The sequence below is a fragment of the Aeromonas sp. Y318-3 genome, from assembly GCF_027706185.1.
GTDB classification, from domain to species: Bacteria; Pseudomonadota; Gammaproteobacteria; order Enterobacterales; family Aeromonadaceae; genus Aeromonas; species Aeromonas veronii.
In genome coordinates, this window is record NZ_JAPDCN010000017.1 from 55,185 (window position 1) to 78,444 (window position 23,260).

Here is a 23,260-nt window from a genome sequence, read left to right on the forward strand (position 1 = left end):
TCCATACAGACAAAGAGGCCACCCAATGGGTGGCCTCTTTTCTTATTGCTTCTTGTTGCCGGATGCTATTCGGCAGCGTCAGAGAGTGATCCCCTTGAGTGCCTGGGTCAGCTCGCTGGCGGTGGCTTTCAGCCCCTGCGTACCGGCTACCGAGGCGCTGGCAGATTCTTCCACCTGCGCCGCTTCATGGCGCACCTGATCCAGATTGTGGGTGATCTCGGCGGCGACCGAGCTCTGCTCTTCGCTGGAGGTGGCGATCTGGGTGCTCATCTCCAGCACAGCATCGCTGTGGTTGCTCAGTTTTTCGATATCTAGCCCCACCTCGCTGATGAGCTGCTGGCTGCTGGCGGCGCGCCCTACAGTCTTTTCCATTATCTCGTTCAGCGCGCCGGTACCGGTCTGCAGCTCTTCGATCATCTGCTGGATCTCCACCGTCGCCTGCTGGGTACGGCTGGCGAGAGTACGCACTTCATCCGCTACCACCGCAAAGCCGCGACCCTGCTCACCGGCACGGGCCGCTTCGATAGCGGCGTTGAGGGCCAGCAGGTTGGTCTGCTGGGAGATGGCGTTGATGACGTTGACCACCTCGTTGATCCGGTTGGCGTTGTGGGTCAAGCGCTCGACCGCGCCGGAGGCGTTGCCAATCTCGTCGGCCAGGGTACGGATCGCTTCGATGGTGCGGGCTACCCGGTTGGCGCCATTGGCTGCCTCTTCGCTCGACTGGCGGGTCTGCTGCAGGGTGTCGTTGGCATTGCGCGCTACTTCGCGAATGGCGGCTGACATCTGCTCCATGGCGGTGGCCAGTGAATCCATGTGCTGGCGCTGGGAGCGCGCCATGGTCTCGCCTTCGCGGGCATGGTCACGAAACTCGTCGGCGGCCATGGTCAGCGCTTCGGCAGACTCCTCCACCAGTTTGACGATCTGGTGCTGGCGGTCGGTAAAGCGGTCGATGCTGCCCGCCAGGGTGGAGAACTCGTCCCGCACCGGGAAGAAGTTGAGTCGGAAGGTGAGATCCCCGTCCGCCACGGTTTGCAGCGCCTTGTTGGTGGAGTAAAGCGCTCCGGAGACAAAGGTCATCATGTAGTGGATCACTAGCGCCATCAGGGCGGCCAGCGCGCCGATCAGGAGCAGGGTCGAGCCCTGACCCTTCCACATGGAGAGGTTGCCGGTATCGAGATCACCGGTGACGTAGCCCGCCTGACCCGCTGGCGCGGTAAAGAGGTAGTGACCTCCTTGCTGCTGCAACCCGCTGCTGCCTTGCCGGGTCAGACGCAGATCAGCAGGCAACACCAGAGTGGGCTGCTGGCTGACCAGCTGCGCCGTGGTTTCGACCCGTTGTTGCAACTGCGCTACCCGCAGGGAGATCTCCTGCTGATGGCTGGCCGCCAGCATATACCAGCTGAGAAAGGCGATGATGAAGAGAGGTAACCAGAACGTGATATGGAATTTTTCACTGATGGTGAGGTGAATGAGATAGCGGTCAACCCACCGGAATTTAACTTCTTTCATAATGGAGCTGCATCCTGCAGAGATAGAGTGTCGGGCACATTATCGTCTCGGGAATTTTTTTCTTAAGCGGAAGGTGTGAGAAATGGGAGAGCAATCGTTTGTCATTCGGGTGTGGGGGCAGGTGCAGGGGGTGGGATTTCGTTATTTCACCCGTGAGCGGGCGCTGCAACTGGGTTTGCGGGGCCATGCCTACAACCTGGAGGATGGCTCGGTGGAGATCCTCATCAGCGGCCCCGCGCAGGGGGTACAGATGATGCTGGGCTGGCTGGAGCATGGCCCGCGCACCGCTCGGGTGACCCGGATGGAATATGAAGAGGCGCTGCCGCCCACCGGTCAGGGCTTTCACACCAACTGAAGGGGCGGAGACGAGATGGACGCTGACAAGGAAGGTCTGTTGCTGACTCAGGCAACAAGCTGGGTCGCCCGTTATCAGGAGGCGGCGCGAGCGGTGCGCGAAGAGGCCAGCGAACCGGCCGTGCATGGGTACCGTATCGCGGCGCGCCGCTTGCTGGCGCTGCTCGCCCTGTGGCGGCCACTCACCTATCATCCCGAGCTGGAGCAGCGTCTGCTGCGCTCGGTCGGGCGGCTCTCGGCGCTGAGGGATGCTCAGGTCTACGCCGAGCGTTTTGGCAAGCCGCCTGCCAGCACGGGTAATACTCACAAATCTGCCTCTCGCGTACCCCTGTTGTCGAGGCGACTGGCCCGCTGGCTCGCGGTGGTGGTGCAGGTGCAGGATGCGCGGGAATTGGCGCTCCTCTATCAGCAGCATCTGGCCCTGCGCCTTGATGAGGCACAGAGCGCTCTCGATGAACCTCTTCCCTGCGTTGGGAAATCTGCCAGCTCCCGTCAGCAACAGTTGCACCGCTGGCATCGGCTGCGCCTCGAGATCAAGCAGGCCCGTTATGGCGTGGAACTGTTGCTGGATCTGGGGAGTGGAGATCCCGGCTGGTTGAGCACCCTGACTCACTGGCAGGAGCGACTCGGCCAGTTGCAGGATTGGCGACAATGGCGGCGGAGGTTGCGAGCAGAGCAGGGGAACACCCAGAAGCAGACGAAACTGCGGCAGCAGTTGAAGGGGAAGATCACCACCCGTTTGCGTCAACTGGACTGCCAGCAGGCGGAGCTGGTGGCGCTCAAACTGGCGATGCAGGCAGGCCACAACATGAATGACATGCCAAGTCGGCTGGTCAGGTATTCAGAACAAAATGTATCGCCCGCGAATCCCTGTTGTGGATAGCTCCGAGACCGCAATCTGCGAAAGTCATCCGCGACCAGCATCTACAAAAACTATCCAGGTCAAACAGGTGAGACAAAAAAGAGAGGCCGTTTGGCCTCTCTTCTCTATCTGGTTGTGGTCGCAGTCAGCGATACGCTTACTTGACGCGCATACCCGGCTGGGCGCCTTCCTGCGGCTCCAGGATCCAGAGATCCTTGCCGCCCGGGCCTGCAGCCAGCACCATGCCTTCGGACATGCCGAAACGCATCTTGCGCGGCGCCAGGTTGGCCACCATCACGGTCAGCTTGCCTTCCAGATCTTCCGGGTTGTAGGCGGACTTGATACCGGCAAACACCTGACGGGTTTCGCCGCCGATATCCAGTTGCAGCTTGAGCAGCTTCTCGGCTTCCGGTACCGCTTCGGCCTTCTTGATCAGCGCTACGCGCAGGTCAATCTTGGCAAAGTCGTCATAGGTGATGGTTTCGCTGATGGGGTCATCAGCCAGCGGACCGGTCACTTTCGGTGCCTGCTCCTTGGCCAGGTCTTCCTTGGATGCCTCGATCATGGCTTCAATCTTCGTAGGTTCGATGCGGGAGAAGAGGGCCTTGAACGGCTCAACGGTGTGATCGACCAGCGGCATTTCGATGCCATCCCAGCTGAGGGTTTCAGCCAGGAAGGCTTCGGCACGCTCGGCCAGCAGCGGCATGACGGGCTTGAGGTAGGCCATCAGCACACGGAACAGGTTGATGCCGACGGAGCAAACAGCTTGCAGCTCGGCATCAGCGCCTTCCTGCTTGGCGATAACCCAGGGCGCCTTGTCGTCCACGTAGCGGTTGGCCTTGTCGGCCAGCGCCATGATTTCGCGGATGGCGCGGCTGAACTCGCGGCTCTCATAGGCTTCCGCAATAGCGGTACGGGCGTTGGCGAATTCGGCGTAGAGTTCGGGCTCGGCGCAAGTGGCAGCCAGCTTGCCGCCAAAACGCTTGGCAATAAAACCGGCGTTGCGGGAGGCGAGGTTGACCAGCTTGTTGACCACGTCGGCGTTGACGCGCTGCACGAAATCTTCGAGGTTCAGGTCCAGATCATCGATGCGGCTGTTGAGCTTGGCGGCGTAGTAGTAACGCAGGCATTCCGGATCCAAGTGGTTCAGGTAGGTAGATGCCTTGATAAAGGTGCCCTTGGATTTGGACATCTTGGCGCCGTTGACGGTCACATAGCCGTGTACGTTGACCTTGGTCGGCTTGCGGAAGTTGGCACCTTCCAGCATGGACGGCCAGAACAGGCAGTGGAAGTAGGCGATGTCCTTGCCGATGAAGTGGTAGAGCTCGGCGTCGGAGTCCGCTTTCCAGTAGCTGTCAAAGTCGATGTCGCCACGCTTGTTGCACAGGTTCTTGAAAGAGGCCATGTAGCCGATGGGGGCATCCAGCCAGACGTAGAAGTACTTGCCCGGGGCGCCGGGAATTTCGAACCCGAAGTAGGGGGCATCACGGGTGATGTCCCATTGCTGCAAGCCGCTTTCGAACCACTCCTGCATCTTGTTAGCCATCTCTTCCTGAATGGCGCCGGAGCCGCGCACCCACTCAGAGAGCCATTTTTCAAACTGCGGCAGGTCGAAGAAGAAGTGCTCGGAGTCCTTCATGACCGGAGTCGCGCCGGAGACAGCAGATTTCGGATCGATAAGCTCGGTCGGGCTGTAGGTGGCGCCGCAGCTGTCGCAGTTGTCGCCATACTGCTCCGGAGATTTGCACTTGGGGCAGGTTCCCTTGACGAAACGATCCGGCAGGAACATCGATTTTTCCGGATCGAACAGCTGGGAGATGGTGCGGCTCTTGATAAAGCCACCATTTTTCAGGCGGCCGTAGATCAACTCCGCCAGCTCGCGGTTTTCGTCGCTGTGGGTGGAATGATAGTTGTCAAAGCTGATGTTGAACCCGGCGAAATCGGCCTGATGCTCCTTGGAGACAGCGGCAATCATCTCTTCCGGGGTGATCCCCATCTGCTGTGCCTTGAGCATGATCGGGGTGCCGTGGGCATCATCGGCACAGATGAAGTGCACCTGATGACCGCGCATTCGCTGATAACGAACCCAGATATCGGCCTGGATATGTTCCAGCATGTGGCCAAGATGGATGGAGCCATTGGCATAGGGGAGGGCGCAGGTTACCAGCATTTTACGAGGATCAGTTGCCATATTACGTTCTTGATGTGCTTGTTGGGATGATAGAGTGCCGTGCATGTTACCCGAATTGGGGGTAGCCTGCCTAGGGTTGTGGCTGTGCCAACCTTGGCAGCACCTGCTGTTACGATGGCAGGCAAGCCACTGATTTGTGTGCGGTAACCGTTCACCTCAAGATAATGACAAGATAATGAGGAGTTAATGGTGATTGATTCAGTAAAACAGATCCTCGCCGAATTTAAGCCAGCAGGCTGGCACAAGGATCTGGTGGATGCCGGATTCGTTCGCGAGATCATCAATCAGGGTCAGGGGCTTACTATCCGGCTGGTATTGCCGTTTGCCGGTCTCTCGCTGCTAGATCAGCTCAAAGAGAACTACGATGCCAGACTGCGCAGCGCCACCGGCGCCGCCCGTATCGACTGGGCACTGGAGATTGACGTCGCCAGCATGCCGCGGGCGCAGGGCCTCAATGCCGTGCAGGGCATTCGCAACATCATCGTGGTTGCTTCCGGCAAGGGGGGGGTGGGCAAATCCACCACTGCGGTCAACCTGGCGCTGGCCCTGCAAAAAGAGGGCGCGCGGGTCGCTATTCTCGATGCCGATATCTATGGCCCCTCCATTCCCACCATGATGGGCACCCTCACAGAGCGCCCGGTCAGCCATGATGGCAAGCTGATGGAGCCGGTGATGGCCTGTGGCCTCAAGAGCAACAGCATCGGCTATCTGGTCTCCGAGCAGGATGCCACCATCTGGCGCGGCCCGATGGCGAGCAAGGCGTTGGCGCAGATCCTCCATGAGACCCGCTGGGGCGAGGTGGATTATCTGGTGGTAGACATGCCGCCGGGCACCGGCGATATCCAGCTCACCATGGCCCAGCAGGTGCCCACCTCGGCGGCGGTGATCGTCACCACCCCGCAGGATGTGGCGCTGGCCGATGCCCGCAAGGGGATCGCCATGTTCAACAAGGTCAATGTGCCGGTGCTCGGCATCATCGAGAACATGAGCTACCACGTTTGCAGCGCCTGCGGTCACCATGAGCCGCTGTTCGGTACCGGAGGCGGCCAGAAGATGGCAGAGCAGTATCAAGTAGCACTGCTTGGCCAGTTGCCGCTGCACATCGACATCCGCCAACACATGGATGATGGCTGCCCGACGGTGTTCGGCGCACCGGAAGGGAGCCTGGCTCAGGCCTATTTGAAGCTGGCGCGTAGGGTAGGGGCTGAACTCTTTTTCAGCGCAAAACCGATTGCGACCCCCCTCTATGCCATGGCGCTGGATGAATAATCGGCGGTCGGTCACTTGAAAGGGAATTGAGGGTGGGCATGACCCACCCTTTTTTATATAATGGATCGGTTTAAACCATCCCCACTGCTCTTCTCTTTTAGGTATTTGTCATGTCTGATACTCAACATTCGTGTGTGATCATCGGTATTGCGGGCGCATCTGCGTCTGGCAAAAGTCTTATAGCCCAGACCATTTATGAAGAGCTGGTGGCCGAACTGGGCGCAGGTCAGATTGGTGTGATCACCGAAGATTGCTACTACCGTGATCAGACCCACCTGACCATGGAAGAGCGGGTCAAGACCAACTATGACCACCCTAACGCGCTGGATCACGACTTGCTGGTACAGCACCTGAGCCAGCTGGTCAAAGGTGACGCAGTTGCCATTCCCCAGTACTCCTACACCGAACACACCCGGATGAGCGAAGTGACCCCGTTTGCGCCGCGCCGGGTGATCATTCTGGAAGGGATCCTGCTGCTGACCGACAGCCGTCTGCGGGATCTGATGGACGCCTCCATCTTTATGGATACCCCGCTCGACATCTGCCTGCTGCGCCGTCTGGTGCGTGATGTGCAGGAGCGTGGCCGTACCATGGACTCCGTGCTCAAGCAGTATCAGAAGACAGTGCGTCCGATGTTCCTGCAGTTTATCGAGCCGTCCAAACAGTATGCCGATGTGATCGTGCCCCGTGGTGGCAAGAACCGCATCGCCATCGACATGCTCAAGGCGCGTATTCGCCACATGTTGATTGGTTAAGATGAAACAAGCCGGGTGATGCCCGGCTTTTTTAAAAGCACAATTTGTCAGGAGAGTCGCCCAATGCGTCTGTGTGATACCGATATTGAACGCCATCTGGATGAAGGCAAGATCGTCATTGAGCCACGGCCCGGGGTAGAGCGGATCAGTGGTGTCAGTGTCGATGTGCTGCTGGGTAACGAGTTTCGGGTGTTTCGCGATCATACCGCGCCCTATATCGACCTGAGCGGCCCGAGCAGCGAGATGGCCGATGCCATCGATCGGGTGATGAGTGACGAGATCCACATCCCCGATGGCGAAGCCTTCTACCTGCACCCGGGTCAGCTGGCGCTGGCGGTGACCTACGAATCCGTCACCCTGCCTGCCGATATCGTCGGCTGGCTGGATGGCCGCTCTTCACTGGCGCGCCTGGGTTTGATGGTGCACGTGACCGCGCACCGCATCGATCCGGGTTGGTCCGGTCGCATCGTGCTGGAGTTCTACAATGGCGGCAAACTGCCGCTGGCGTTGCGTCCGAAGATGAAGATCGGCGCCTTGAACTTCGAGATGCTCTCGGGCGTCGCGGCCCGTCCCTACAACAAGCGGGAAAATGCCAAGTACAAGAGCCAGCAGGGCGCCGTTGCCAGCCGCATCAATCAGGACTGATAACTGGCAACACGGCAATGATTCGAGGGAGCACAAGGTGCTCCCTTTTTGCATCTGGAATCAAACGGATATGGGGTTGATGGTGCTGGTCGGATGAGATTGGTGGGGCTGGGACGTTTTATCACCACTTCCGCCCGTTTTTCTGTCATAAAAACGTCATAAAAATGAAATTATTGGCTTAATTGTCAGCTATTTTTGCCCTTTCCCGCAATCATTGATGGCTTTAATTAATCGATGGCAAGCCGCATGAAGGCTGGCTCTAGGATATTTTTTTCCAAAAAGCTCTTTTTTTTTATGGCTGAAATATTTCAATGGTGGCTATGGTGTTGGCCGCCATCTGGCATAATCCGCCGCAACTCATAAACAGGCTTTTTTTTATGTTTGAAATGTTTAGTGGTTTGGGTTTGTGGTGGTCAATCGGTTTGGTATTGGCCGTTTTTTTTGTGCTTGCCTATGAATTTATCAACGGCTTTCACGATACCGCCAACGCGGTAGCAACGGTTATCTATACCAAAGCGATGCCAGCTCACTTGGCGGTCGTTGCATCGGGGATCTTCAACTTTTTTGGCGTCATGTTCGGCGGTCTGGGTGTGGCCTATGCCATTGTCCATCTGCTGCCCATCGACCTGCTGCTTGGGATGGACTCCACCCAAGGGTTGATCATGGTCTTCTCCTTGCTGTTTTCCGCCATCGTGTGGAACCTGGGCACCTGGTTCTTCGGGATCCCGGCCTCCAGTTCACATACCTTGATCGGTTCCATTCTGGGGGTCGGCGGCGCCTATGCCTGGATCACCCATAAACCGGTGACAGAAGGGATTAACGTGGGCAAAGCAATCGACATCATGCTTTCCCTCATCATCTCTCCCACCATCGGCTTCATCATCGCGGCGCTGCTGCTGCTGGCGATGAAGCGCATCTGGACCAGCAACAAGATCCACAAAACGCCGGAAGAGCGCCAGCTGGTGGATGGCAAGAAACACCCGCCGTTCTGGGCGCGTCTGACCCTGGTGGCCTCGGCCATGGGCGTCAGCTTCGTGCACGGCTCCAACGATGGCCAGAAGGGTATCGGTCTGGTGATGCTGGTGCTGATCTGCATGGCGCCCGCCTATTTCGCGCTGGACATGAACAGCCGCGCTTATGACCTGGATCGGACCCAGGATGCCAACCAGCGCATCATGGAGATCTACCAGCGCAACCAGTCCGCCCTCTCTGGCGTCATCAACTTCTCTGCACCGGCAACGGCTCAGGAAGAGCTGATGACCCACTGCTCCGCAGATGGCGTGCTGCAGGCGATGGCCACCCTGGATGCCCGTCTGGGGGCCGTGCGTACTTATGATCAGATGAGCCTGACTGACCGCCGCGAAGTGCGTCGTCTGCTGCTCTGTATCGATGACACCGCCCGCAAAGCGGCTAAGCTGCCGCTGCCAGCCAAGGAGCTGACCGATCTGGCCAAATGGCGCAAGGATCTCACTGCGACCGCTGAATACGCACCGACCTGGGTGATCGTCTCCATCGCGCTGGCGCTCGGTTGTGGCACCATGGTGGGCTGGCGTCGTATCGTCCATACCGTGGGCGAGAAGATCGGCACCACCGGCATGACCTACAGCCAGGGCATTGCGGCCCAGATCACTGCTGCAACCTCCATCGGGGTCGCCAGTCTGACCGGTATGCCTGTGTCCACCACCCACATCCTCTCTTCTGCGGTGGCGGGGACCATGATTGCCAACAAATCCGGCCTGCAGAGCCAGACTATCAAGACAATCCTGATGGCCTGGGTGCTGACCCTGCCGCTGACCATGCTGCTCTCCGGCGGCCTGTTCATCGTCAGCCACCATCTGTTTGGTTGATCTGCCGCGTTCATAACGCGCATCACAATCACAATGCCGCCCGGTCGAAAGATCGGGCGGCATTTTTTATATGCTGGATAGGTCGTGTCTCGTGAGCGCAGGAATATGGCTTGCAGGGATGTTAGGAGCGGGTCAGAAATCCCAGCCAGATTGCGGTATTGGTTCGGGTTGATCGCCTTCGCGAGCCTTGCGCCGCGCAGCCTCGACCCGGCGTTTGCGATCCCGACACAGGCGCATCACCTCTTGTTGCTGGGCAGGGGTCATGGTGAGCCAGTTGAAACGCTCTTCGCGATTGCGCAGGCACCCCTTGCAGTAGCCTTTGTTGTTCACTTCGCAGACCCCGATGCAGGGGCTCTGCAGCGGGAAGATTTCGAGCTGTTCCATCCATCACCTCGCACATCCTGTCACCTTGTTATAACCCAGCGGATCCCCTTTGGAGAAATCCTGCTTCAAGTGATTGATGTCGTTTGCTTTCCCCCTGCAAATTTGGCATCTTCCCCGCCGAGCATGGCTCTTGGCGTTATATGAGGACATATGAACAAACACGCGTACTGGCTGACCGCCGCAGTGCTGGGACTGGCCGGTTGTGCGGGCAACTCTGACAAAGCAGAAGTGCCCAAAAAACAGACCGACAACAGATGCTTTCTTAACTGCGAGGTGCCGGAAAATCTGGGCAAGCAGTATCTGGACGGAACCTTGCCAGAGGATCTGGTGAGGGTGGAGCGAGTCAATAGCCGTGCGCATGCCGACTACAGCAAGTTTGGCCCGCAAAGCCGACTGGTATTGCAGCGCTCCGGCAAGATGACCCGCCGTTATGGCGAGCTCTATCACCAGCTCTCCCGCTGGGTGGCGGGCGGCGGCAATCCTGCCGACATCACCCGTTACGGTATCAGCCTGGCTCAGCTGGGCGGCGCAGATCGCATGGGCAACGTGCTCTTTACCGGTTACTACTCGCCGGTGCTGGAGGTGCGCCACCGCCCGGATGCCAAGTACAAATATCCCATCTATGCCATGCCCAAATGTGGCGGTCGCTGTCCGACCCGGGCCGAGATCCATCAGGGAGCACTGGCCAATCGCGGGCTGGAGCTGGGTTACAGCAAATCCCTTATCGACAACTTCCTGATGGATGTGCAGGGCTCGGGCTTTGTCCATTATGGGGATGACGATCGGCTGCAATATCTGGGCTACAGCGGCAAGAACGGTCACGGTTACGTCAGTATCGGCCGGGTGTTAATCGATCGCGGTGAAGTGCCCAAAGAGCAGATGTCGATGAAGGCCATCAAGGAGTGGGCCAACCGCCAGCCGGAGGAGAGCGTCAAGGAGCTGGTGGAGCAGAATCCCTCCTATGTCTTCTTCGAGCGTCGACCCACCAATGACGTGATCGGCGCGGCCGGTATCCCGCTGCTGCCGCTGGCGGCTGTTGCTGCCGACAAGACCCTGTTGCCGATGGGGACGCCGATCCTCGCCGAAGTCCCTTTGCTTGACAAAGAGGGCAACTGGACCGGCAAGCACCAGCTGCGGCTGTTGATTGCGCTAGATGTGGGCGGGGCGGTGAAGAAGGGCCACCTCGATCTCTACCACGGCATGGGCGAGAAGGCTGGCGTCGCAGCCGGTCACTACAAGCACTTCGGCCGGGTCTGGAAACTGGGCCTGCACCACGGGCCGACCGCTGCCCCCTGGTTGTAATCCTCTGATGGGTTGGGCGTCTGTTATCGAGCGCCCGAGCAAAGATGAAGAGACAAGAAAGCCGCCGGATTGCTCCGGCGGCTTTCTATTTTGTGCGAGTTGCCAGTCTGTGGCTGCGTCAGCTCTTCTGGATATCCAGCCGGATAGCTCCGACCGGTTTGCAGCAGCAGGGGAGGCACTCCCCCTGGGCGACAAATGCCAGCGGCACCGCAGGATAGTGCACCTTGCCGGCTATCAGCGGAGTGCGGCAGGCGCCGCAATAGCCGCTGCGACACTGGAACTCCACATGATGACCGTGGCGCTCCAGGGTCTCCAACACGCTTTCGCCGGGATGGGCGTGCAGCACATCACCATCCCGGGTATGTACCCGTGGTGCCACGACCGCCTGCTGTTCAGCAGCTGCGTGCGAGGCAGGGGTCAGCGTGTTGGTGGCATCACTCACAGCTCGAAATCACCCAGGTCATCGGCATTGACTTCGCTGTCGATCTGACCGACCAGATAGGAGCTGACCTCTACCTCTTGCGGGGCGACCTGCACGTTGTCGGATGACAGCCAGGTGTTGATCCAGGGGATCGGGTTTTGCTTGGTGCCGGCAAAGGCTGGCTGCAGGCCGACTGCGCTCATGCGCAGGTTGGTGATGTACTCCACATACTGGCAGAGGATGTCCTTGTTCAGGCCGATCATGGAGCCGTCCTGGAACAGGTACTCGGCCCACTCTTTCTCCTGAATGGCCGCTTCCTTGAAGATCTCGAAGCATGCCTGTTCGCACTCGGCGGCGATCTCGGCCATCTCCGGGTCATCCTGGCCGGTGCGCATCAGGTTCAGCATGTGCTGGGTGCCGGTGAGGTGCAGCGCTTCGTCGCGGGCGATCATCTTGATGATCTTGGCGTTGCCTTCCATCAGTTCACGCTCGGCGAAGGCAAAGGAGCAGGCGAAGCTGACGTAGAAGCGAATTGCTTCCAGCGCGTTGACGCTCATCAGGCACAGATAGAGCTTCTTTTTAAGCTCGCGCAAGGTGATGGTCACCTCGCGGCCCGCGACGGTGTGGGTCCCTTCACCATGCAGGTTGTAGAGGGCGGTCGCTTCGATCAGATCGTCGTAGAAGTGGCTGATGGAGCCTGCGCGCTTCAAGATCTGCTCGTTGGTCACGATGTCGTCGAACACCTGGGCGGGGGTGTTGACGATATTGCGGATGATATGGGTGTAGGAGCGAGAGTGGATGGTCTCGGAGAAGGCCCAGGTCTCAATCCAGGTTTCCAGCTCAGGAATGGAGACCAGCGGCAGCAGGGCCACGTTGGGGCTGCGGCCCTGAATGGAGTCCAGCAGGGTCTGGTACTTCAGGTTGGAGATGAAGATGTGCTGCTCGTGGGGCGGCAGGGCCTGATAGTCGATGCGATCACGGGAGACATCCACCTCTTCCGGGCGCCAGAAGAAGGAGAGCTGCTTCTCGATCAGCCGCTCGAACACTTCGTGCTTTTGTTGATCATAACGGGCTACGTTGACCGATTGGCCAAAAAACATCGGCTCTTTGAGCTGGTCGTTTTGGGTTTGGCAGAAAGTTGAATAGGCCATGGTTACCAGAATATGTGAATAGAGAAAACAGGAGAGCGGGAGCTTCATGCTCCCGCCCGGTTATCAGTTCTTGCCGTGACTTAGATTTTGCAAGCCCCGCCAGCGCAACCGTCATCTTGCAGATCGGTCTGGGCATCGTCTGCACCATCACGGGTGTTGTGATAGTACAGGGTCTTGAGGCCGTATTTGTAGGCGGTCAGCAAGTCCTTGAGCAGCTGTTTCATCGGGACCTTGTTGCCTTCGAAACGAGCAGGGTCGTAGTTGGTGTTGGCGGAGATCGCCTGATCCACAAACTTCTGCATGATACCGACCAGCTGCAGGTAGCCGTCAACGCTCGGTTGCTTCCAGAGCAATTCGTATTGATCTTTCAGGCGATCATACTCGGGCACCACCTGTTTGAGAATGCCGTCTTTGGAGGCCTTGACCGACACCAGACCACGCGGCGGCTCGATGCCGTTGGTGGCGTTGGAGATCTGGCTGGAGGTCTCGCTCGGCATCAGGGCGGTCAGGGTGGAGTTGCGCAAGCCCACGGACTTGATCTCTTCACGCAGACTTTCCCAATCCAGATGCAGCGGCTCGTTGCACAGCGCATCCAGATCCTTCTTATAGGTGTCGATGGGCAGGATGCCCTGGGCATAGGTGGTCTCGCCAAACAGCGGGCAGGGGCCGAACTCGCGGGCAAGCTGCACGGAGGCTTTCAGCAGATAGTACTGAATGGCCTCGAAGGTACGGTGAGTCAGGGCCAGACCGGAGCCGTCGGAGTAACGGGCACCATTTTTGGCCAGGTAGTAGGCGTAGTTGATGACGCCGATCCCCAGGGTGCGACGACCCATGCTGCCCTTCTTGGCGGCGGCAATCGGGTAGTCCTGATAGTCGAGCAGGGCGTCGAGGGCACGCACGGCCAGATCGGCCATCTCTTCCAGATCTTCCAGCTTCTCGATGGCACCGAGGTTGAAGGCGGAGAGGGTGCACAGGGCGATCTCTCCACTCTCGTCGTCGATGTTGTTGAGCGGCTTGGTCGGCAGCGCAATCTCGAGGCAAAGGTTGGATTGGCGTACCGGTGCCACGCTCGGATCAAACGGGCTGTGGGTGTTGCAGTGATCGACGTTCTGGATGTAGATGCGACCGGTACCGGCACGCTCCTGCATCATCAGGGAGAAGAGGTCTACCGCTTTCAGGGTCTTCTTGCGAATAGCCGGATCCTGCTCGTACTTGACGTAGAGCTCTTCGAACTTGTCCTGATCGGCAAAGAAGGCATCGTACAGACCCGGCGCATCGGACGGGGAGAACAGTGTGATGTCACCGCCCTTGATGAGTCGCTGGTACATCAGCTTGTTGATCTGCACGCCGTAGTCCATGTGACGAACACGGTTCTCTTCCACGCCGCGGTTGTTCTTCAAAACCAGCAGGCTTTCTACTTCGGTGTGCCACAGCGGGTAGAACAGGGTGGCCGCACCGCCGCGCACGCCGCCCTGGGAGCAGCACTTCACGGCAGTCTGGAAGTATTTGTAGAAGGGGATGCAACCGGTGTGGAACGCTTCGCCGCCACGGATAGGGCTGCCCAGACCGCGGATGCGCCCAGCGTTGATGCCGATACCGGCGCGCTGAGAAACGTAACGCACGATGGAGCTGGCGGTGGCGTTGATGGAATCCAGGCTGTCATCGCACTCGATCAGTACGCAGGAGCTGAACTGACGGGTCGGGGTGCGCACGCCGCTCATGATTGGGGTCGGCAGGGAGATCTTGAAGGTCGAGACCGCATCATAGAAGCGCTTGATGTAGTCCAGACGGGTATCTTTCGGGTACTTGGAGAAGAGGCAGGCCGCAACCAGCATATAGAGGAACTGCGGGCTCTCGTAGATTTCGCCGGTGACGCGGTTTTGTACCAGATACTTGCCTTCCAGCTGCTTGACCGCTGCGTAGGAGAAGTCCATGTCGCGCCAGTGATCCATGTGCGCGTTCAGCTCTTCGAATTCGGCCTGGGTGTAGTCTTCCAGCAGGTGTTTGTCGTACTTGCCCATGTCGACCAGACGAGCCACGTGCTGGTAGAGGTGGGGCGGTTCGAACTGACCATAGGCTTTCTTGCGCAGGTGGAAGATGGCCAGACGGGCGGCCATGTACTGGTAGTCCGGGGTCTGCTCGGAGATGAGGTCAGCCGTCGCCTTGATGATGGTTTCGTGAATGTCGGCGGTACGGATACCGTCATAGAACTGGATGTGGGATTTGAGCTCTACCTGGGAGACCGACACGTTGTCGAGCCCTTCGGCGGCCCAGTCCAGCACGCGGTGAATTTTATCCAGATCGATGGGTTCTTTGTGTCCGTTACGCTTCGTCACAAACAAGTTCATTGGCTGATGACCTTCAGTTGATTCCCGAAAAACCATCGCACAATGGAGCCACCCAGGCCCCGGCGATATGCGGGAGTTGGGTAGAGATTGTGCGATGAATCACAAGATGTAGTGTTATTTTAAGTTCGAGCTACAAGATAGTGAGGTCAGCCCGCCATTGCAATGTGTGGATAAGTGACGAGCTGTGGATAAATTGTGAGTCTTGCCCCATCAGTTAGTGACCGCTCACAGTGAGCGGGTTTTCATTCGTCCGCTCCGCTAAATGCAAGTCTCCCGATCGAAGATGGAAAATTTAAATAACTTTTTTTGCTTGCGAAACGGGGGGCTTTTTACTAGCAAACGGCGGCTGATTATCCCTTATGCAACAAGGGTCAAAAGCTGTCCAGTTGTCGCAGCCGCGGGCTCGGCGTGGCAAGGGCTTTGCATCAGATGAGGGTGGTTTGTGGCCGCTTTGTGACGGCTGCGAGCTTGTCAAATGGGTATCCAACAGGCAGAAAGCTGCCTTTATTATCCATGAATAGAGGCGTGATGGTGGCGCAGGACGCAGGAGCGTAAAGGAAGAGATGCAAGGGGCGGAGAGTCTCTTCGCCCCCGTTTTCGCATATCAGCCGGTAAGGCTGCGCGTTACGCTTTGGCCGTCAGCTCATAGCGCAGCCAGTGGTGCAGGGCCTGCACGGTATCAAACAGCAGATCGGCGCCCCACTGGGCGGGATCTTCCTCATCATTGAGATAGCCCCAGCCAGCGACCGCGGTGCGCATGCCAGCATTGCGGCCCGCTTCGATATCCCGCACATGATCCCCCACATAGAGGCAGTGAGCCGCCTCGACCCCCAGCTTCTCACAAGCAAAGAACATGGGGGCGGGGTCGGGCTTGCGTACCGGCAGGGTATCGGCACTGACAGTGACGCCGCAGCTGGCAAGCTCTGGCAGGGCTGCCAGCAGCGGCTCGGTGAGAAAGCCCGGCTTGTTGGTGACGATGCCCCATGGGAGCTGTTTCTCGTCGAGCCACTCGATAAGATCCACCATTCCCTCATAGGGACGGGTACCGACGCAGAGATTGGCCGCGTAGTAGTCGAGCAGGGCATTGCGCAGGCGGGTGGCCCCCAGCTCCTCAAGCAGTTCGTCGCCGAGGCCCGCTTTCAGCAGCCCGAGCGCTCCGTGGGAGGTGGTCTGACGAATGATGTCGTCAGAGAGCGGCGCAAAGCCTTCGCTGATCAATACATGGTTGACGGCGGCACCCAGATCCGGGGCTGTGTCGAGCAGGGTGCCATCCAGATCGAACAGCACGCAACGAAGAGGCAGCAGGTGAGAGGAGCTCATCAACCGTGCTCCGGGCGGACAAACTCCACCATATAGTTGACGTCGACATTTTTGCCGAGCTTGAACTGGTTGGTGAGGGGGGCGTAGTGGACGCCGCTCATGTCCCGCACCAGTAGGCCAGCCGCTTCACCCATGCGACACAGTTCGGCCGGGGTGATGAATTTTTTGTGATCGTGGGTACCCTTGGGCACCATCTTCATCAGGTATTCGGCCCCGATGATCATCATCAGATAGGATTTGGGGTTGCGGTTGATGGTGGAGACGAACACCCGGCCGCCCGGGCGCACCAGGGTGGCGATGGCGCGCAGCACGGAAGCGGGGTCCGGCACATGCTCCAGCATCTCCATGCAGGTGACCACGTCATACTGGCCCGGCACTTCGGCGGCATGGGCTTCGGCGGTGATCTGGCGGTACTCGAGCTCGACACCCTGCTCCAGGGCGTGCAAGCGGGCGACGCCGAGGGGCTCCTTGCCCATGTCGATGCCGGTGACCTTGGCGCCACGGCGGGCCATGCTCTCGGAGAGGATGCCACCACCGCAGCCGATATCGAGAATGCGCTTGCCAAACAGACCGCCACTTTTGTCGGTGATCCAGTCAAGGCGTACCGGATTGATTTGATGCAGGGGTTTGAATTCACCTTCCATGTCCCACCAGCGGGAGGCGATGGCTTCAAACTTGGCGATTTCTGTCAGATCGACATTGGCATCACTGTTCATTTTTCGAAGATCCTGTGGCAGGGCGCCCGCTTCTGAGTCATGGGCGCAATCTATTGTCCTGGCGGGCATTATAACGGACGGACTTTGTCACACCAGCCCGATCTGATACCCGATTTGTGGCTTAAGGTATTTGGCTCAGTGTGTTACCATGTCGCGCTGTTTAAGCCAAAGAACAACTAATTAGGGATAAGGCTTTCTATGAGCGATCTGGCCAGAGAGATCACGCCGGTCAACATCGAAGAAGAGCTCAAGAGTTCCTATCTTGATTACGCCATGAGCGTGATCGTAGGACGAGCTCTGCCGGATGTGCGTGATGGCTTGAAACCGGTTCACCGCCGCGTTCTGTTTGCTATGAACGAGTTGGGGAACGACTGGAACAAGCCCTATAAAAAATCGGCCCGTGTGGTCGGTGACGTAATCGGTAAATATCACCCGCACGGCGATATCGCTGTGTATGACACCATTGTCCGGATGGCGCAGGATTTCTCCATGCGTTACATGCTGGTCGATGGTCAGGGCAACTTCGGTTCAGTCGACGGCGACAGCGCCGCGGCGATGCGTTATACCGAAGTGCGGATGGCCCGCATCTCCCACGAGCTGCTGGCTGATCTGGACAAAGAGACCGTGGACTGGGTGCCGAACTATGACGGCACCGAGATGATCCCGGCGGTCATGCCTACCAAGGTTCCCAACCTGCTGGTCAACGGCTCCTCCGGTATCGCGGTGGGCATGGCGACCAACATTCCGCCTCACAACCTCACCGAGATTGTCAATGGCTGCCTGGCACTGATCGAAAATGGCGACCTCACCATTGACGAGCTGATGACCTACATCACCGGCCCGGATTTCCCCACCGGCGGCATTATCAACGGTCGTTCCGGCATCGTGCAGGCGTACCGTACCGGTCGTGGCTCCATCTATGTGCGGGCCAAGGCTGAGGTGGAAGTGGACGAGAAGACCAGTCGCGAGACCATCATCGTTCACGAGATCCCCTATCAGGTGAACAAGGCTCGACTGATCGAAAAGATCGCCGAGCTGGTCAAAGAGAAGAAGATCGAGGGCATCAGTGCCCTGCGCGATGAGTCTGACAAAGACGGCATGCGCATCGTTATCGAGATCAAGCGCGGCGAGTCCGGCGAGATTGTGCTGAACAATCTCTACAAGCACACCCAAATGCAGACCACGTTCGGCATCAACATGGTGGCGCTCGATAACAACCAGCCCAAGGTGATGAACCTTAAAGAGATCCTGGATGCGTTCCTGCTGCACCGCCGTGAAGTGGTGACTCGCCGGACCGTGTTCGAACTGCGCAAGGCGCGGGATCGGGCGCACATTTTGGAAGGTCTGGCGGTTGCGCTGGCCAACATCGATCCCATCATCGAGCTGATCCGCCACAGCGCGACCCCGGCCGACGCGAAAGCGGGCCTGGTTGCCAAGGGCTGGGAACTTGGCAACGTGGCCGCCATGCTGGAAAAAGCGGGCGACGACGCGGCACGGCCAGAGTGGCTGGAGCCTGAGTTTGGTATCCGTGAAGGTCAATACTTCCTGACCGAACAGCAAGCCCAGGCCATCCTTGACCTGCGTCTGCACAAGCTGACCGGCCTCGAGCACGAGAAGATCCTGGAAGAGTACCAATCTCTGCTGGATCTGATCGCCGAGCTGCTGCACATCCTGGCGAGCCCGGCTCGTCTGATGGAAGTGATCCGCGATGAACTGCTGGCTGTGCGTGAGCAGTATGGCGACGAGCGTCGTACCGAAATCAGCATGTCCAGTGCCGAGATCAACATCGAAGATCTGATCACTCCGGAAGATGTGGTGGTTACCCTGTCTCACCAGGGCTATGTGAAGTATCAGCCGCTCTCCGACTACGAGGCCCAGCGCCGCGGTGGTCGTGGCAAGTCGGCCACCCGGATCAAGGAAGAGGACTTTGTGGAGCGTCTGCTGGTGGCCAACACCCACGACACCATTTTGTGCTTCTCCACCCGTGGCAAGGTCTACTGGCTCAAGGTTTACCAGCTGCCGGAAGCGTCCCGTGGTGCCCGTGGTCGTCCGATCATCAACCTGCTGCCGCTGGAAGAGGGTGAGCGTATCACCGCTATCCTGCCGGTGAAGGAGTATGACGCCGAGAAGTATGTCTTCTTCGCCACCGCCAATGGTACCGTGAAGAAGACCAGCCTCTCTGACTTCAGCCGTCCGCTCTCCTCCGGTATCCGCGCCATCAACCTCAAAGAGGGTGATGAGCTGATCGGGGTGGATATCACCGATGGCAGCAACGAGATCATGCTCTTCTCCGACGCGGGCAAAGTCGTTCGCTTCGCCGAAGGCAGCGGTCGCGCCGATGCGGATGTCAGCGATGACGTTGAAACCGACGATGACGCCGGTAACGACGATGATGGCAGCGACAACGGCGAAGGCACCGAAACCAAGGGTACCTTCAAGGGTGTGCGTCCCATGGGTCGTACCGCGGCCGGTGTGCGCGGCATCAAGCTGGGCGCCGGTGACAAGGTGGTTTCCCTCATCGTTCCGCGCGGCGAAGGTGCTATCCTAACCGCCACCGCGAACGGTTACGGCAAACGTACCGCACTCGACGAGTACCCGACCAAGAGCCGTGGTACCCAGGGCGTTATCTCCATCAAGGTGGATGAGCGCAACGGCAAGGTGATCGATGCGATCCAGGTCGAAGATACCGACCAGATCATGCTGATCACCAACGGCGGCACCCTGGTGCGTACCCGTGTTGCCGAGGTGAGTGTCATTGGCCGTAACACCGGCGGTGTCCGTCTGATCCGTACCGGTGAAGACGAGACCGTGGTTGGCCTGCAGCGCATCGCCGAGAGCGACGAAGACGAGAACGACGCGCTGGCCGTTGACGGTGAGGTATCTGAAGGTACCGATACCGCGACCGGCACTGATGCGGCCGATGCAGGGGAAGCGGGCGACGAGTAATCGTCATCAGTTACCCGAGCAACGTCTCTGATCAAAAAGAGCGACCCTGGTGGTCGCTCTTTTTATTAGTCTGCTTTTTATGACTCTCCGCTGATCTTACGGCTGGATCACTCCTGCAGCCACATTCTGGCGCTGCGGGCGGGAATGGCGACCCGTACCCACTGGCTCTGCACGTTGACCACGGCTCCTTGGTCGAGCACGTCACGATAGTTGCGATACCAGTTCATCTCGAATTTGGCGGTATCGAGCCAATACTCCTGCTCATAGTCGCACTTGTTGATGCCGACCAGCCCCTGTTTGCCCCGTTTGAATAGCACGAAGCAGTCACCGTTGCCGACCAGCTGCATCGGTTGGCCCTGCACCGCATTGTGAAAGCGGATCATCCCCTTGAGATCGGCGCGCTGGTAGTAATCCTGCCAGCGCAGTCCATCCTTGGCCTGGGTCTCGCCGTGATCCGAATAGACCAGCGGCGAGCCACCATCGCGGCCGAGCAGGTAGGCGTAGGCCAGCTTCTCGTCAGTCTGGGTCAGGATCTGATAGCGGAAGCCGTCGTTGGTGGGGATGTCGTGGGTCACGGCAAAGGTGACGGCGCGATTGCCCGGTAGCGCCTGACCATAGGCGCCCGGATCCGCCAGCAGGTTCATGCTGCCGCCATACCCCAGCGCGCCACGCAGGGAGGCAAACAGCGGAAAGTCATAGGCTCCCTGACCGCTGCTGTCGAGGTAGGGTTTGAGAAAGCGCTCGTAATCGGTGCTGCCAGCCCCCCCTGTGGTGATCACCTCGCCAAACACGTGCATCCCCTGTTTGATTTCGGGGGTGAACACGGCATTGATCTGGTAATCGCTCATGTGTTTGACCGCATCTACCCGAAAACCCTTGATCCCCATCCCCTTGAGTGCCTTGAGATAGGCCTGTTGCTGGCTTACCACCCAGTTGTTGGGATCCAGATCCGGCAGCCCCTTGTCACCGGCACCGCCACAGAGACGCCAATACTGGACATGACCCGGATCGCTCCAGTCGCTGATGCACCCTTCGGGATGAAAATCCTGACCGGAGAGGAAGTTTTGCCCCAGATCGCCAAACAGTTTCTGGCGCTCGAAATAGGCCGGGTTGCTGGCGTAGCTTTGCAGCAGCTCGTTGCCGGGATAGTTGAGGTCCTGGCGTTTCCAGCTTTCGTTGGCCATGTGGTTGAGCACCACATCGGCATAGACGGCGATGCCCCGCGCCTTCATGGCGGCGATCAGCTGCTCGAGATCCTGCTTGTTGCCAAGAGGGGAGTCGACAAGACGCAGATCCTGCGGCTGGTAACGGGCCCACCACTCGTTGCCGGATGACTTGAGAGGCGGCGAGATGAGTACCTGTTTGTAACCGGCCGACTTGATAAGGTCGGCTTTGGCGGTCACTTCACTGTACTTCCAGTTGAAGGCGTGCAGTATGACGTCGGCGTGCGCCAAGGGGACGATCAGCATGCCTGCGATCGCCCATATTCCCGCTGTGTGTTTCATTATTGTGTCCCTGTTTTTATAGATGCCTGAATGGGCAACCCAGCTTTGGCGGGAACAGAGTGAGCTACAATCCACAACCTGCAGATTTGTGACCGCTTTCAGAGTGATTTCGCCGAATATGTGAACTGTTTCGGCTTTTCCTCGCCACCGCCAGTTGCCTTTTTACAAGTGATTTTTTTGTCATTTCCCTGTCATTCCCAGTCGCTATCCTGCCGGGCGAGTGGTGCGTTGTTGCCATCACCTTCACCGTCAGGAGCTGCATATGACCAGTTGGATCACGTGGGAAATTTGGTGGAGCCGGGTATGGGGCGAGTCAGAGGTGCCGCTGTATGAAGAGGATGAGCACGAAGTGGCTCATGAACCCTCGCGACTACCGGTTGAAATGGTGCAACAGGGTCGGGATCAGCGCGCTGGCTAAGGCGTTAGCCCTGTCTTTACCGGATAGCGCGATCCTGTCGCGACAATCCTTCCTATAGACCTCTTGGCAGGCAAGGACTGTGCACCTGATATATGCAGTGCATGAGAGGGGGATTAGAAGAGCGACAGCTGCTCCCCGGGGCGGATAAACCCATCCAGCCTGAGCTGAATATGACGTTTGCCCAGATCGAGGCGCTTGCTGATGAGGCGAAAGCGCTGGGCCAGCAGATCGGCAAAGTGCCCCTCACCGCGCATGCGGGTACCGAAGGCGGTACTGTTGAGCCCGCCACCGCGGCTGGCTCGCAACTGATTTAAAATAGCTTCCTTCTGGCCCGGGTAGTGGGTATCGAGCCAGTCCCCAAATAGCGGCGCCAGTTCGTGGGGTAACCGCAGCAGGATGTAATCGGCGCAGCTGGCGCCTGCCTCGGCAGCCGATTTGATGATCTGCTCCAGCTCCGGCTCATTGAGCCGCGGGATCATGGGGGCGGCCAGTACCCCCACCTGCACGCCAGCGTTGGCCAGCTTCTCGATCACTTTCAAGCGGCCTGCACCCGTGCTGGCGCGGGGCTCCAGCTGTCGGCGCAGGGTTTCGTTCAAGGTCGTCACCGACACCATTACCTGACAAAGCCCCTCCCTGGCCAGCTCGGTCAACAGATCGAGGTCGCGCAAGATCATGGCGCTCTTGGTAATGAGTCCGACCGGGTGGCGGTGTGCCAGCATCACTTCCAACAACTGGCGGGTGAGGCGATAGCGCTGCTCGATGGGTTGATAGGGGTCGGTATTGGCGCCAATGAAGATGTTCTGTGGCTGATAGGCCGGTTTGGCAAACTCCCGGCGCAACAGGTCGGCTGCATTGCGTTTGGCAAACAGCTTGCTCTCGAAATCGAGACCGGGGGAGAGCTCCAGATAGGCATGGCTGGGTCTGGCATAGCAGTAGATGCAGCCGTGTTCGCACCCCTGATAGGGGTTGATGGAGCGACCAAAAGGCACATCCGGCGAGTTGTTGTAGCTGATAATGCTGCGTGCATCGATCTCCCGCACCTCGGTGCCAGGCACAGAGGGGGTGAATGCGGCATCCCAATCGGACGATTGCCAGCCGTCATCGACCGCTTCAACAAGGGGGCCGCTAAAACGGTGATCGATATTGTGGGGGCTGCCTCGTCCTGCCATGGTGTGCACCAATACTGTTTATACATACAGTTATTTTGCAGGTGCCCCGGATAAATGACAACTACTGCTGATCGACCGGGTGCAAAAGGGTTGTCGCAGGGATCTCTTGCTTGATCGCAACGCTACATTTCGTTTACATAGACGAAAT

The 23,260-nt window shown here is 58.6% G+C and carries 19 protein-coding genes; 9 read left to right on the forward strand and 10 right to left on the reverse strand.

Annotation, left to right across the window (positions count from 1 at the left end):
* Positions 1 to 78: 78 nt before the first annotated feature.
* Complete coding sequence (locus OKB77_RS19550) at positions 79 to 1,509, reverse strand: methyl-accepting chemotaxis protein (RefSeq protein ID WP_270818211.1); 1,431 nt, start codon at positions 1,507 to 1,509, stop codon at positions 79 to 81.
* A gap of 82 nt (positions 1,510 to 1,591) precedes the next feature.
* On the opposite strand from OKB77_RS19550, the gene OKB77_RS19555 reads away from it, so the two are divergent.
* Positions 1,592 to 1,864 (forward strand): acylphosphatase, encoded by a 273-nt coding sequence (locus tag OKB77_RS19555; RefSeq protein WP_005345583.1) that lies wholly within the window; start codon positions 1,592 to 1,594, stop codon positions 1,862 to 1,864.
* Between the two features lie 15 nt (positions 1,865 to 1,879).
* A complete protein-coding gene (locus OKB77_RS19560; RefSeq protein WP_270818213.1) occupies positions 1,880 to 2,746 on the forward strand; it encodes a CHAD domain-containing protein in 867 nt (288 codons plus the stop codon).
* A 136-nt stretch (positions 2,747 to 2,882) separates the two neighbouring features.
* Here the strand turns inward: OKB77_RS19560 and metG are convergent, their stop codons facing one another.
* Complete coding sequence (gene metG, locus OKB77_RS19565; protein WP_270818215.1) at positions 2,883 to 4,916, reverse strand: methionine--tRNA ligase; 2,034 nt, start codon at positions 4,914 to 4,916, stop codon at positions 2,883 to 2,885.
* A 186-nt stretch (positions 4,917 to 5,102) separates the two neighbouring features.
* On the opposite strand from metG, the gene apbC reads away from it, so the two are divergent.
* From apbC to OKB77_RS19585, 4 genes are all read left to right on the forward strand, one after another.
* Positions 5,103 to 6,185 (forward strand): iron-sulfur cluster carrier protein ApbC, encoded by a 1,083-nt coding sequence (gene apbC, locus OKB77_RS19570; RefSeq protein ID WP_005352136.1) that lies wholly within the window; start codon positions 5,103 to 5,105, stop codon positions 6,183 to 6,185.
* Between the two features lie 110 nt (positions 6,186 to 6,295).
* Positions 6,296 to 6,940, forward strand: coding sequence for a uridine kinase (gene udk / locus OKB77_RS19575; RefSeq protein ID WP_005345570.1), 645 nt, complete (start codon positions 6,296 to 6,298; stop codon positions 6,938 to 6,940).
* Between the two features lie 63 nt (positions 6,941 to 7,003).
* Positions 7,004 to 7,585: a dCTP deaminase gene (dcd, locus tag OKB77_RS19580; RefSeq protein ID WP_005336719.1), complete on the forward strand. Its 582-nt coding sequence runs from the start codon at positions 7,004 to 7,006 to the stop codon at positions 7,583 to 7,585.
* 377 nt (positions 7,586 to 7,962) lie between these two features.
* Positions 7,963 to 9,432 carry an inorganic phosphate transporter gene (locus tag OKB77_RS19585; RefSeq protein WP_021230067.1) on the forward strand — a complete coding sequence of 490 codons (1,470 nt, stop codon included), beginning with the start codon at positions 7,963 to 7,965 and terminating at the stop codon, positions 9,430 to 9,432.
* A gap of 132 nt (positions 9,433 to 9,564) precedes the next feature.
* Here OKB77_RS19585 and OKB77_RS19590 read toward each other — a convergent pair whose 3' ends face one another.
* Entirely contained in the window at positions 9,565 to 9,816 is a 252-nt protein-coding gene (locus tag OKB77_RS19590; protein ID WP_005336715.1) for a DUF1289 domain-containing protein, read from the reverse strand.
* 150 nt (positions 9,817 to 9,966) lie between these two features.
* Between OKB77_RS19590 and mltA the strand changes: the two genes are divergently transcribed.
* The gene (gene mltA / locus OKB77_RS19595) at positions 9,967 to 11,118 is read left to right on the forward strand and encodes a murein transglycosylase A (protein WP_159143712.1); all 1,152 of its coding nucleotides are present in this window, start codon (positions 9,967 to 9,969) and stop codon (positions 11,116 to 11,118) included.
* Between the two features lie 118 nt (positions 11,119 to 11,236).
* Here mltA and yfaE read toward each other — a convergent pair whose 3' ends face one another.
* The 5 genes from yfaE to ubiG all read right to left on the reverse strand — a co-directional run bounded on the left by yfaE (position 11,237) and on the right by ubiG (position 17,074).
* Positions 11,237 to 11,560 carry a class I ribonucleotide reductase maintenance protein YfaE gene (gene yfaE, locus OKB77_RS19600; RefSeq protein ID WP_201296046.1) on the reverse strand — a complete coding sequence of 108 codons (324 nt, stop codon included), beginning with the start codon at positions 11,558 to 11,560 and terminating at the stop codon, positions 11,237 to 11,239.
* Positions 11,557 to 12,690, reverse strand: coding sequence for a class Ia ribonucleoside-diphosphate reductase subunit beta (nrdB, locus tag OKB77_RS19605; RefSeq protein WP_005336708.1), 1,134 nt, complete (start codon positions 12,688 to 12,690; stop codon positions 11,557 to 11,559). Before nrdB ends, yfaE begins: the two co-directional genes overlap by 4 nt.
* Before the next feature lie 80 nt (positions 12,691 to 12,770).
* Positions 12,771 to 15,038, reverse strand: a complete 2,268-nt coding sequence (gene nrdA, locus OKB77_RS19610; protein ID WP_270818220.1) for a class 1a ribonucleoside-diphosphate reductase subunit alpha — start codon at positions 15,036 to 15,038, stop codon at positions 12,771 to 12,773.
* Positions 15,039 to 15,662: 624 nt separating this feature from the next.
* A complete protein-coding gene (locus OKB77_RS19615; RefSeq protein ID WP_270818222.1) occupies positions 15,663 to 16,358 on the reverse strand; it encodes an HAD family hydrolase in 696 nt (231 codons plus the stop codon).
* Positions 16,358 to 17,074, reverse strand: coding sequence for a bifunctional 2-polyprenyl-6-hydroxyphenol methylase/3-demethylubiquinol 3-O-methyltransferase UbiG (ubiG, locus tag OKB77_RS19620; protein WP_005352120.1), 717 nt, complete (start codon positions 17,072 to 17,074; stop codon positions 16,358 to 16,360). The genes OKB77_RS19615 and ubiG overlap by 1 nt, the downstream gene beginning before the upstream one ends.
* Before the next feature lie 198 nt (positions 17,075 to 17,272).
* On the opposite strand from ubiG, the gene gyrA reads away from it, so the two are divergent.
* Positions 17,273 to 20,020 carry a DNA topoisomerase (ATP-hydrolyzing) subunit A gene (gene gyrA, locus OKB77_RS19625; protein ID WP_270658574.1) on the forward strand — a complete coding sequence of 916 codons (2,748 nt, stop codon included), beginning with the start codon at positions 17,273 to 17,275 and terminating at the stop codon, positions 20,018 to 20,020.
* 107 nt (positions 20,021 to 20,127) lie between these two features.
* Here the strand turns inward: gyrA and OKB77_RS19630 are convergent, their stop codons facing one another.
* Complete coding sequence (locus OKB77_RS19630) at positions 20,128 to 21,525, reverse strand: alpha-amylase family protein (protein ID WP_270818225.1); 1,398 nt, start codon at positions 21,523 to 21,525, stop codon at positions 20,128 to 20,130.
* A 262-nt stretch (positions 21,526 to 21,787) separates the two neighbouring features.
* On the opposite strand from OKB77_RS19630, the gene OKB77_RS19635 reads away from it, so the two are divergent.
* Entirely contained in the window at positions 21,788 to 21,943 is a 156-nt protein-coding gene (locus OKB77_RS19635; protein ID WP_005345370.1) for a hypothetical protein, read from the forward strand.
* A gap of 113 nt (positions 21,944 to 22,056) precedes the next feature.
* Here OKB77_RS19635 and OKB77_RS19640 read toward each other — a convergent pair whose 3' ends face one another.
* On the reverse strand, positions 22,057 to 23,112 hold the full coding sequence (locus OKB77_RS19640; RefSeq protein ID WP_236280335.1) for a PA0069 family radical SAM protein: 1,056 nt from the start codon (positions 23,110 to 23,112) through the stop codon (positions 22,057 to 22,059).
* Positions 23,113 to 23,260: the final 148 nt, after the last annotated feature.

Bases quoted from the DNA above. Each gene is read 5' to 3' on its own strand.
- OKB77_RS19550 (WP_270818211.1), bottom strand. From the start codon at position 1,509: ATGAAAGAAGTTAAATTCCGGTGGGTTGACCGCTATCTCATTCACCTC.
- OKB77_RS19555 (WP_005345583.1), top strand. From the start codon at position 1,592: ATGGGAGAGCAATCGTTTGTCATTCGGGTGTGGGGGCAGGTGCAGGGG.
- OKB77_RS19560 (WP_270818213.1), top strand. From the start codon at position 1,880: ATGGACGCTGACAAGGAAGGTCTGTTGCTGACTCAGGCAACAAGCTGG.
- metG (WP_270818215.1), bottom strand. From the start codon at position 4,916: ATGGCAACTGATCCTCGTAAAATGCTGGTAACCTGCGCCCTCCCCTAT.
- apbC (WP_005352136.1), top strand. From the start codon at position 5,103: ATGGTGATTGATTCAGTAAAACAGATCCTCGCCGAATTTAAGCCAGCA.
- udk (WP_005345570.1), top strand. From the start codon at position 6,296: ATGTCTGATACTCAACATTCGTGTGTGATCATCGGTATTGCGGGCGCA.
- dcd (WP_005336719.1), top strand. From the start codon at position 7,004: ATGCGTCTGTGTGATACCGATATTGAACGCCATCTGGATGAAGGCAAG.
- OKB77_RS19585 (WP_021230067.1), top strand. From the start codon at position 7,963: ATGTTTGAAATGTTTAGTGGTTTGGGTTTGTGGTGGTCAATCGGTTTG.
- OKB77_RS19590 (WP_005336715.1), bottom strand. From the start codon at position 9,816: ATGGAACAGCTCGAAATCTTCCCGCTGCAGAGCCCCTGCATCGGGGTC.
- mltA (WP_159143712.1), top strand. From the start codon at position 9,967: ATGAACAAACACGCGTACTGGCTGACCGCCGCAGTGCTGGGACTGGCC.
- nrdB (WP_005336708.1), bottom strand. From the start codon at position 12,690: ATGGCCTATTCAACTTTCTGCCAAACCCAAAACGACCAGCTCAAAGAG.
- nrdA (WP_270818220.1), bottom strand. From the start codon at position 15,038: ATGAACTTGTTTGTGACGAAGCGTAACGGACACAAAGAACCCATCGAT.
- OKB77_RS19615 (WP_270818222.1), bottom strand. From the start codon at position 16,358: ATGAGCTCCTCTCACCTGCTGCCTCTTCGTTGCGTGCTGTTCGATCTG.
- ubiG (WP_005352120.1), bottom strand. From the start codon at position 17,074: ATGAACAGTGATGCCAATGTCGATCTGACAGAAATCGCCAAGTTTGAA.
- gyrA (WP_270658574.1), top strand. From the start codon at position 17,273: ATGAGCGATCTGGCCAGAGAGATCACGCCGGTCAACATCGAAGAAGAG.
- OKB77_RS19630 (WP_270818225.1), bottom strand. From the start codon at position 21,525: ATGAAACACACAGCGGGAATATGGGCGATCGCAGGCATGCTGATCGTC.
- OKB77_RS19635 (WP_005345370.1), top strand. From the start codon at position 21,788: ATGACCAGTTGGATCACGTGGGAAATTTGGTGGAGCCGGGTATGGGGC.
- OKB77_RS19640 (WP_236280335.1), bottom strand. From the start codon at position 23,112: ATGGCAGGACGAGGCAGCCCCCACAATATCGATCACCGTTTTAGCGGC.